The organism is Mycobacterium sp., assembly GCF_040509115.1.
GTDB lineage: Bacteria > Actinomycetota > Actinomycetes > Mycobacteriales > Mycobacteriaceae > Mycobacterium.
Map to the genome: position 1 here is coordinate 1 of NZ_JBEVLO010000162.1, position 9,992 is coordinate 9,992.

Here is a 9,992-nt window from a genome sequence, read left to right on the forward strand (position 1 = left end):
ACGCCCATGCCGATCAGGTTCGAGCGGTGGATCCGCTCGAACGACTCGGTGATGACGGCGCGGACGCCAAGCAGGCTGGTGCCCTTGGCCGCCCAGTCGCGGGACGAGCCGGAGCCGTACTCCTTGCCACCCAGTACCACCAGCGGAATGTCCTGCGCCGCATAGTTCTGGGCGGCGTCGTAGATGAACGCCTGCGGGGCACCATCCTGGGTGAAGTCACGGGTGTACCCGCCGGACACGTCGTCGAGCAGCTGGTTCTTGAGGCGGATGTTCGCGAACGTGCCGCGGATCATCACCTCGTGGTTGCCGCGCCGCGAGCCGTAGGAGTTGTAGTCCTTCTTGTCGACGCCGTTCTCCTCGAGATACTGCGCGGCGGGTGTACCCGCCTTGATGTTGCCTGCCGGCGAGATGTGGTCGGTGGTTACCGAATCGCCGAGCAGGGCAAGCACTCTGGCGCCCGAGATGTCGGTGACGGGCTCGGGGTCGGCGGGCATGCCGTCGAAGTAGGGAGGCTTGCGGACGTACGTCGACTTTGGATCCCAGTCGAACGTCTTGCCCTCGGGAGTGGGCAGGTTGCGCCAGCGGTCGTCACCCTTGAAGACGTCGGCGTAGCTGTCGGTGAACATCTTCTGGTTGATCGACGACCCGATGACGTCGGAGATCTCCTTCGACGAGGGCCAGATGTCCTTGAGGAAGACGTCGTTGCCGTCGTTGTCGGTGCCGAGCGGCTCGGTCTCGAAGTCGAAGTCCATCGTTCCCGCGAGCGCGTAGGCGATGACCAGCGGCGGGGACGCCAGGTAGTTCATCTTGACGTCGGGGGAGATGCGACCCTCGAAGTTGCGGTTGCCGGAGAGCACCGCCGTCACCGAGAGGTCGTTGTCGTTGATGGCCTTGGAGATGGCGTCGGGCAGCGGCCCGGTGTTGCCGATGCACGTCGTGCAGCCGTAGCCGACCAGGAAGAAGCCGAGCTTCTCCAGATACGGCCAGACGCCCGCCTTTTCGTAGTAGTCGTTGACCACCTGCGACCCGGGGGCCATCGACGTCTTGACCCACGGCTTGGAGCTCAGGCCCTTCTCGACGGCGTTGCGGGCCAGCAGTGCCGCCCCGAGCATCACCGACGGGTTGGACGTGTTGGTGCAGGACGTGATCGCCGCGACGACGACCGCGCCGTGATCCAACACGAACTCACCCTGCTCGTCGGACTTCACCGTTATCGGCTTGCTCGGCCTGCCCTCGGCGCCGTTGGCCGCGGAGGGCCGCACGTCGGATTCGCCGTCGTCGGCGAAGGACAACGACACGGAGTCGCTGGCCGGGAAGGACTCCTCGACAGCCTCGTCGAGCTTGGTCTCCGGCGTCGGATGGTTCTCCTCGACGTAGTTGTGAATGTCCTTGCGGAACGCGACCTTCGACTCCGACAGCAGGATCCGGTCCTGCGGACGCTTCGGGCCGGCGATCGAGGGCACCACGTCGCCGAGGTCGAGCTCGAGGTACTCGGAGAACACCGGCTCCTTCTCCGCGTCGTGCCACATGCCCTGTGCCTTGGCGTAGGCCTCGACAAGCGCGAGCTGTTCCTCGGTTCGGCCGGTGAGTCGCAGGTAGTCGACCGTGACCTCGTCGATCGGGAACATGGCTGCGGTAGAACCGAATTCGGGGCTCATGTTGCCCAGCGTCGCGCGGTTGGCCAGCGGCACCTCGGCGACACCCTCGCCGTAGAACTCGACGAACTTTCCGACGACGCCGTGCTTGCGCAGCATCTCGGTGACGGTCAGCACCACGTCCGTGGCCGTGACGCCCGGCTTGATCTCGCCGCTCAGCTTGAAGCCGACGACGCGGGGGATCAGCATCGACACGGGCTGGCCGAGCATGGCGGCCTCGGCCTCGATGCCGCCGACGCCCCAGCCGAGTACGCCAAGGCCGTTGACCATCGTGGTGTGGCTGTCGGTGCCCACGCAGGTGTCCGGGTAGGCCACGCCGTCGCGAACCATGACGGTGCGCGCGAGGTATTCGATGTTCACCTGGTGAACGATGCCGGTGCCCGGGGGCACGACCTTGAAGTCGTCGAAGGCGCCCTGACCCCAGCGCAGGAACTGGTAGCGCTCGCCGTTGCGGGAGTATTCGATGTCGACGTTGCGCTCGAAGGCGCCTGCGTTGCCGAAGACGTCGACGATGACGGAGTGGTCGATCACCATCTCAGCGGGCGCGAGCGGGTTGACCTTGTTGGGATCGCCACCGAGATCGCCAACGGCCTCGCGCATGGTGGCGAGGTCGACGATGCAGGGCACGCCCGTGAAGTCCTGCATGATCACGCGGGCCGGGGTGAACTGGATCTCGATGCTTGGATCCGCCGTGGGATCCCAGCTGGCGATGGCCTCGATGTGGTCCTTGGTGATGTTGGCGCCGTCTTCGGTGCGGAGCAGGTTTTCGGCGAGCACCTTGAGGCTGTAGGGAAGCTTCTCGGTTCCGGGCACCGCATCCAGGCGGTAGATCTCGTAGGCCTCGTCCCCGACTTTCAACGTGTCGTGGGCTCCGAACGAATTAACGCTGGTCACATCTACTCCCGCTTCGATCTTCGCCGCGACGGGCTGTGTCGCAGCGGTAACGTTCCTAACAGTACGCTTGTCCTGTAAGCCTTCTCAATGCGGGGCCCAGTCTTCTCCTGATCTGGGCGTGCTGCCAGCCGATCAGTCCATGTTGGCGGTACCGTCTGGCACGTGACGACTCCGCAGGTGCCGCTGTTCATCCCGTCGCAAGTGTGTGCCACCGTCGGGAAGGATCCGGCGACGCCGCCCGACGCCTGCATGGATCTGGTGCGGATCGACCTGCGCGACGACGGCGTGAGCGCCCCGGCCACCGCGGGCAATGCTGGGCTGCCTGCAGTCGTCGCCGACGCCAAGCAGAAGGGCATCGACCTCAAGATCGTGGTGCTCGACCAGAACCCTCCGATCGACACGCCACTGCGCGACATCGCGACCGAGGTGGGGCAGGCCTATCCGGGCTCGACGGTGCTCGTGCTCAGTCCGAGCTTCGCGGGCACCTACAGCGCGACGTTCGACCGGTCGACGTTGGAGGCAGGCCAGGACGTCGCGAAGGTCAGCGGTAACCCAGTGGCCGCTTCTCAGAATTTCGTGACCGAATTGTCCACACCGCACTTTCCGTGGACGCCATTCACGATCGTGCTCGTCGCAGGTGTGGTGGTTGCCGCAGCGGCGACCCGAATTCTGCAGCTCAGGGCCCGAAAGGCGCTGGCAACGGAAATGCCTCCCGCACTGCCGAAGTGATCCATTTCCGGGGCGCACCGAAATCGAATATCACCATTCGGTAACACCGGTTTCAATTACAAACATGTAATTCTTGGCTGACGTTTCTTTGGCGCTAGTTGTGACGTACGGTGCAGAAGGCGTCTGCTGTTGCAGTTGTGTTTATTGAGGCTTCTGTGACGGAGGACCCCGACTTTGCGCCACCACGTTCGCGTTGAGCCTTAGGAGACTTCAGTCCAATGAGACGCACCCTTCGCGCCTCGATTGCAGGCTCGCTCGCTTGCGGGGTACTCGTCGCGGCCGTGCTGAGCCACGGTGCCGGACTCGCCGCAGCGGAGCCTCCCAATCCCGAGGGAATTGCCGGCCTCGTCGCGGCCGTCGCGAACGCCGACCAGAAGCTGCAGGAACTCGGCGCACAGATCCAGACCCAGCAAGAGGGTGTCAACAAGGCGATCGTCGACGTCCAGACCGCGCGCGACAATTCGGCAGCGGCTCAGGCAGAGGTCGAGGCAAGCCAGGGCGCACTACGCGACGCCGACGCGGCGATCGCCTCCGCACAGCAGCGCTTCGACGCGTTCGCGGCATCGACCTACATGAACGGACCGTCGTCGTCGTACGTAACGGCCACCGACCCAGCGGACGTGCTCGACACGGCGGCCACGGGCCAAACGTTGAACGTCAGCTCGCAACAGGTCGTCGCCGACCTGCAACGCGCCCGCACCGAACAGGTCAACCGTGACTCCGCCGCGCGCCTGGCCAAGCAGAACGCCGACCAGGCGGTCATCGACGCGCAGGGCAGCCAGGACGCGGCCGTCGCATCGTTGACCCAGGCGCAGCAGACCTTCAAGGACCAACAGGCCGAGCTGGACCGACTCACCGCCGAACGCTCTGCTGCGCAGACCAAACTGGAGGAGGCACGGCGGGCGTCCACCCCGGCAGCCACTCCGGCGTCGATTCCGGTTGCCGCCGTGCCCAGTTCGTCGGCAGCACCATCCACCAACTGGGACCGCGTGCCCGGCGGCCGCGCCACCGACCCTGCCACCGGCAACTGGGACACCCCGTGGGATCCCACGCTGCCCGCCATCCCCAGCGCCTTCGTCAGCGGCGATCCGGTCGCGATCCTCAACCAGGTGCTTGGGATCATGACCACGTCGGCGCAGGCCACCCAGCAGATGGGGCGCAGCTTCCTGCAGAAACTCGGAATCCTGCCCACGCCAACCGGTTACACCAACGGGGCCATTCCGCGCGTCTATGGTAGGCAAGCCTCGGAGTATGTGATCCAGCGCGCAGGTACGCAGCTGGGAGTGCCCTACTCGTGGGGTGGCGGCAACGCGGTCGGACCCAGCCGCGGCATCGACTCCGGAGCGGGCACAACGGGTTTCGACTGCTCCGGCCTGATCCTGTACGCCTTCGCCGGGGTCGGCATCAAACTGCCGCACTACTCCGGGGCGCAGTACGACCTGGGCCGGAAGATCCCGTCGTCGCAGATGCGAAGGGGCGACGTGATCTTCTACGGCCCCGGCGGCGGCCAGCACGTATCCCTGTACCTCGGCAACGGCCAGATGCTGGAAGCGCCATACACCGGCTCCACCGTCAAGGTGTCGCCGGTCCGAACCAGCGGCATGACGCCGTACGTCGTTCGCTACATCGAATACTGATGGGAATTGTCTTGCCTTTGACGTCGTTCCGCCCTGCAAAGGTGCTGCTGCCGTTCATCTGCGCATTGGCGTTGATGATCGGCGCCGCGATGCCCGCCAGCGCGGAACCCGGCGACGGCGAGTGGGATCCCACGCTTCCTAAGGTCGTCAGCTCGGGCGCGCCCGGTGATCCCGTCGCCATGGCCAACGCGTCATTCCAGGCCAGCAGGATCGCCATCCAGACCACCCAGAGTCTCGGCCAGCAGTTCCTCCAAACCCTGGGACTGGCTCCGGCGTCGTCCCCGGCGGCCGGAGCGCGGGTACGTGGACCGCAGGCCATCGAGTACGTGATCCGGCGCGGCGGATCACAGATCGGCGTGCCCTACTCGTGGGGAGGCGGCGCCCTCAACGGTCCCAGTGCCGGCGTCGACTACGACGCGGGCAAGATCGGATACGACTGCTCGGGCTTCACCCGCTACGCCTTCGCGGGCGTCGGCGTGCAGATCCCGAAGTACTCGGGCGACCAGTACAACACCGGCCGGAAGGTGCCCCAGTCGCAGGCAAAGCGCGGCGACCTGTTGTTCTGGGGACCAGGAGGTAGCCAACACGTCGCAATCTATCTCGGCAACAACCAGATGCTGGAAGCCTCCGGCAGCGGTGAGAGGGTCAAGGTGAGCCCGTTGCGGATGGCGGGCCTGCAGCCCTATCTGGCCCGCATCATCGAGTCCTGATCTGGACCTTCCGGGAACGGGGCACGTCGACGGATTCCGAACTGCCTGGAATAGTTGACGGCACACGCCCATCGACAGGCTCGGGGGGTAGACATGAACAGGCCAGCGTTGTCTTGATGCCAACGTCCGAGTAGAGCTACGTGGAGGAACTGAATGACGTCACCGAGTGGGCCGCCGCAGGGCGCCGGAGGCTTCCCCGGCCAAGGTTCGTCCCCGGACATGTCGAAGGGCTACCCTCCAGCCGCCCAGCAGGCTCCGCAACACAACGGCGGCCTGCAGAACGAGGTGCACACCCTGGAGCGGGCGATCTTCGAGGTGAAGCGCATCATCGTCGGCCAGGATCAGCTCGTCGAGCGGATGCTGGTCGGTCTGCTCGCCAAGGGGCACGTCCTGCTCGAAGGCGTTCCCGGTGTGGCCAAGACGCTGGCCGTCGAGACGTTCGCCAAGGTAGTCGGTGGCACGTTCGCCCGCATCCAGTTCACTCCTGACCTGGTACCCACCGACATCGTCGGTACCCGCATCTACCGGATGGGCAAGGAGGAGTTCGACATCGAACTCGGGCCCGCCATGGTCAACTTCCTTCTCGCCGACGAGATCAACCGGGCGCCCGCCAAGGTCCAGTCGGCGCTGCTGGAGATCATGGCCGAGCGGAAGATCTCCCTCGGCGGCAAGACCTTCCCGCTGCCAAGTCCCTTCCTGGTGATGGCCACCCAGAACCCGATCGAGCAAGAGGGCGTCTACTCGCTTCCCGAGGCGCAGCGCGACCGCTTCCTGTTCAAGCTGAACGTCGACTACCCGACGCCCGAGGAAGAGCGCGAGATCATCTACCGGATGGGCGTCACCCCTCCGACGCCCAAGCAGATCCTGAACACCGGTGACCTGCTGCGCCTGCAGGACGTCGCCGCGAGCGTCTTCGTGCACCACGCTCTGGTCGACTACGTGGTGCGCATCGTGACCGCCACCCGTGAGCCGGAGAAGTTCGGCATGCCCGACGCCAAGTCGTGGATCGCCTACGGCGCATCGCCGCGTGCCTCGCTCGGCATCATCGCCGCGTCGCGGGCGCTGGCCCTGGTCCGCGGTCGCGACTACGTAATCCCGCAGGACGTCGTCGAGGTGATCCCCGACGTACTGCGCCACCGCCTGGTGCTGACGTACGACGCGTTGGCCGACGAGGTGTCCGCCGAGACCGTGGTCAACCGCATCCTGCAGACGGTCGCCCTGCCGCAGGTGAATGCCATTCCGCAGCAAGGTCATTCGGTCAATCCGACGATGCCCGCCGCGGCTGCGGCCAGCGGTCGGTGAGCCAGCCCTCAGGCCGCGTGGATCTGCCGTCGCTTCAGCGCGGGCAGATCCGGGACCCCGAGCTGTCCGCCGCCCTGCGCAAGCTCGAGCTGACGGTTCGCCGCAAGCTCGATGGCGTGCTGCACGGTGATCACCAGGGCCTGGTCCCCGGGCCGGGTTCGGAGCCGGGCGACTCCCGGATCTACGAGCCGGGCGACGACGTCCGTCGGATGGACTGGTCGGTGACCGCGCGTACCACGACGCCCCACGTTCGGCAGATGATCGCCGACCGCGAGCTGGAGACCTGGCTGGTGGTCGACGTATCGGCCAGCCTTGACTTCGGGACGGCGGGCTGTGAGAAGCGCGACCTCGCGGTCGCCGCCGCAGCGGCCATCGCCTTCCTCAACAGTGGGGGCGGCAACCGCCTCGGTGCGCTGATCACCAACGGCGAGAGCACCAGGCGCGTGCCCGCGTTGAGCGGACGGCTGCACGAGCACGAGCTGCTCAGAGCCATCGCCACCATGCCGCGGGCGCCGCTCGGGGTGCGCGGTGACCTGGCTACCGCGATCGACGCGCTGCGCAGACCGGAGCGGCGGCGCGGGATGGCCGTCATCATCAGCGACTTCCTCGGACCGATCAACTGGATGCGACCCCTTCGGGCCATCGCGGGACGGCACGAGGTGCTCGGCATCGAGGTCATCGATCCCCGCGACGTCGAGTTGCCCGACGTCGGCGACGTGATCCTGCAGGACACCGAGTCCGGCGTCACCAGGGAGTTCACCATCGACGCGCAGCTGCGCGACGACTTCGCCAAGGCCGCAGGGAACCACCGCCTCGAGGTGGCCAGGACGCTGCGGCGCTGCGGTGCGCCGCTGTTGACGCTGCGAACGGACCGGGACTGGATCGCCGACGTGGTGCGGTTCGTGGCGAATCGGCGGAGGGGCGCCCTTGCGGCCCGATGAGCGCTTGCGCGAAGAGCATGTGCCCGATGAGCGCTTGCCCACCGAACCCATGAACGAAATGACAAGCTGCACATGACTTTACCGTTGCTCGGCCCGATGAGCCTGACGGGCTTCGATCACGCCCTGTACTTCCTGTTCCTGCTCGTCGTCCTCGGCTTGGTTGCGCTGTACGTGATCGTTCAACGTGCCCGCAAGCAGCGGATGCTGCGATTCGCGAACATGGAGCTCCTCGAGAGCGTCGCCCCGAAGCGGCCGTCGCGATGGCGGCACCTGTCGGCGATCCTGATGGTGCTCTCCCTGGTGCTGCTCACGATCGCGATGGCGGGACCCACCAACGACGTGCGCATCCCTCGCAACCGCGCCGTGGTCATGCTGGTGATCGACGTCTCGCAGTCGATGCGCGCCACCGACGTGGCGCCCAGCCGGCTGGCCGCGGCGCAGGAGGCGGCCAAGCAGTTCGCCGACCAACTGACCCCCGGCATCAACCTCGGTCTGATCGCCTATGCGGGGACGGCGACGGTGCTGGTATCGCCCACCACCAACCGCGACTCGACCAAGGCCGCGATAGACAAGCTGCAGCTGGCGGACCGGACCGCGACGGGTGAGGGCATCTTCACGGCGTTGCAGGCCATCGCGACCGTCGGCGCGGTGATCGGTGGCGGTGACTCACCGCCACCGGCGCGCATCGTGCTGATGTCCGACGGCAAGGAGACGGTCCCGTCGAACCCGGACAATCCCAAGGGCGCCTACACCGCGGCCCGCACGGCCGATGATCAGGGCGTGCCGATCTCGACGGTCTCCTTCGGCACCAAGTATGGGTATGTGGAGATCAACGACCAGCGGCAGCCAGTTCCGGTGGATGACGAGATGCTCAAGAAGATCGCCGATCTGTCCGGAGGACAGGCGTATACCGCGTCGAGCTTGGAGCAGCTCAAGGAGGTGTTCACCAACCTGCAGGACCAGATCGGGTACGAGACCATCAAGGGCGACGCGAGCGTTGGCTGGCTACGACTCGGGGCTCTGGTGCTGGCGCTTTCGGCTCTCGCGGCGTTGCTGATCAACCGACGATTGCCCGGCTGATTCGGCCTGCGCGCAGACGCGCCGATTTCGGCCATGGCCAGTTGAGGCGATAGGTTGGCGAGCATGTTGCGCACGCAAGGAGCACTGCATGGGTGAGTTCGTTTCGCGCTCCGTTCTGGTCACCGGCGGCAACCGCGGCATCGGGTTGGCGATCGCTGAACGCCTCGCGTCCGACGGCCACAAGGTCGCCGTCACCCACCGCGGATCCGGCGCTCCGGAGGGCTTGTTCGGCGTCGAGTGCGACGTCACGGACAACGCCGCCGTCGACCGCGCCTTCACCGAGGTCGAGGAGCACCAGGGTCCCGTCGAGGTGCTGGTGTCCAACGCAGGCATCTCGAAGGACGCGTTCCTGATGCGGATGACCGAGGAGCGGTTCACCGAAGTCATCAACGCCAACCTCACCGGGGCCTTCCGGGTGACTCAGCGTGCCTCGCGCAGCATGCAGCGCAAGCGCTTTGGCCGCATCATCTACATCGGCTCGGTGTCCGGCATGTGGGGCATCGGCAATCAGGCCAACTACGCCGCCGCCAAGGCCGGCCTGATCGGCATGGCCCGCTCGATCTCCCGCGAACTGTCCAAGGCCGGCGTGACCGCCAACGTGGTGGCCCCGGGTTACATCGACACGGAGATGACGCGCTCGCTCGACGAGCGCATCCAGGCGGGTGCGCTGGAGTTCATCCCCGCCAAGCGGGTCGGCACCGCCGCCGACGTCGCCGGTGCGGTCAGCTTCCTGGCCTCCGAGGACGCCGGTTACATCGCCGGCGCCGTCATCCCGGTTGACGGCGGCATGGGCATGGGCCATTGATGAGGATGGGCCTTCAGATAGCGATGGCTACCAGATACTTCTCGAAATCGTTTGAACAGTAAGGACTCACATGGCAGGGCTTCTCGAAGGCAAGCGCATCCTCGTCACGGGGATCATCACCGACTCGTCGATCGCGTTCCACATCGCCAAGGTCGCTCAAGAGGCGGGCGCGGAATTGGTGTTGACCGGCTTCGACCGGATGAAGTTGATCCAGCGGATCGCCGACCGGCTGCCGAACC

At 66.2% G+C, this 9,992-nt stretch carries 8 protein-coding genes and 1 pseudogene; 8 read left to right on the forward strand and 1 reads right to left on the reverse strand.

The features are described 5' to 3' along the window. The coding region (acnA, locus tag ABW137_RS12080) for an aconitate hydratase AcnA (protein WP_526400161.1) at positions 1 to 2,549 on the reverse strand (2,549 nt) is incomplete at its 3' end. A gap of 162 nt (positions 2,550 to 2,711) precedes the next feature. Here acnA and ABW137_RS12085 point away from each other — a divergent pair. The 8 genes and pseudogenes from ABW137_RS12085 to ABW137_RS12120 all read left to right on the forward strand — a co-directional run. Continuing rightward, positions 2,712 to 3,278: an Rv1476 family membrane protein gene (locus tag ABW137_RS12085; RefSeq protein WP_526400163.1), complete on the forward strand. Its 567-nt coding sequence runs from the start codon at positions 2,712 to 2,714 to the stop codon at positions 3,276 to 3,278. 218 nt (positions 3,279 to 3,496) lie between these two features. Continuing rightward, positions 3,497 to 4,915, forward strand: a complete 1,419-nt coding sequence (ripA, locus tag ABW137_RS12090) for an NlpC/P60 family peptidoglycan endopeptidase RipA (protein WP_526400165.1) — start codon at positions 3,497 to 3,499, stop codon at positions 4,913 to 4,915. Continuing rightward, positions 4,915 to 5,625: an NlpC/P60 family peptidoglycan endopeptidase RipB gene (ripB, locus tag ABW137_RS12095; protein ID WP_526400167.1), complete on the forward strand. Its 711-nt coding sequence runs from the start codon at positions 4,915 to 4,917 to the stop codon at positions 5,623 to 5,625. The genes ripA and ripB overlap by 1 nt, the downstream gene beginning before the upstream one ends. Before the next feature lie 219 nt (positions 5,626 to 5,844). Continuing rightward, positions 5,845 to 6,927: a chaperone MoxR1 gene (gene moxR1 / locus ABW137_RS12100; RefSeq protein WP_526400175.1), complete on the forward strand. Its 1,083-nt coding sequence runs from the start codon at positions 5,845 to 5,847 to the stop codon at positions 6,925 to 6,927. Beyond that, positions 6,924 to 7,868 carry a DUF58 domain-containing protein gene (locus ABW137_RS12105; RefSeq protein WP_526400169.1) on the forward strand — a complete coding sequence of 315 codons (945 nt, stop codon included), beginning with the start codon at positions 6,924 to 6,926 and terminating at the stop codon, positions 7,866 to 7,868. The genes moxR1 and ABW137_RS12105 overlap by 4 nt, the downstream gene beginning before the upstream one ends. Before the next feature lie 72 nt (positions 7,869 to 7,940). Then, positions 7,941 to 8,948: a vWA domain-containing protein gene (locus ABW137_RS12110; RefSeq protein WP_526400171.1), complete on the forward strand. Its 1,008-nt coding sequence runs from the start codon at positions 7,941 to 7,943 to the stop codon at positions 8,946 to 8,948. A gap of 88 nt (positions 8,949 to 9,036) precedes the next feature. Further along, positions 9,037 to 9,753: a 3-oxoacyl-ACP reductase FabG1 gene (fabG1, locus tag ABW137_RS12115; RefSeq protein ID WP_526400173.1), complete on the forward strand. Its 717-nt coding sequence runs from the start codon at positions 9,037 to 9,039 to the stop codon at positions 9,751 to 9,753. Between the two features lie 70 nt (positions 9,754 to 9,823). Next, positions 9,824 to 9,992: pseudogene (locus tag ABW137_RS12120) on the forward strand (NADH-dependent enoyl-ACP reductase InhA); the annotation flags it as partial.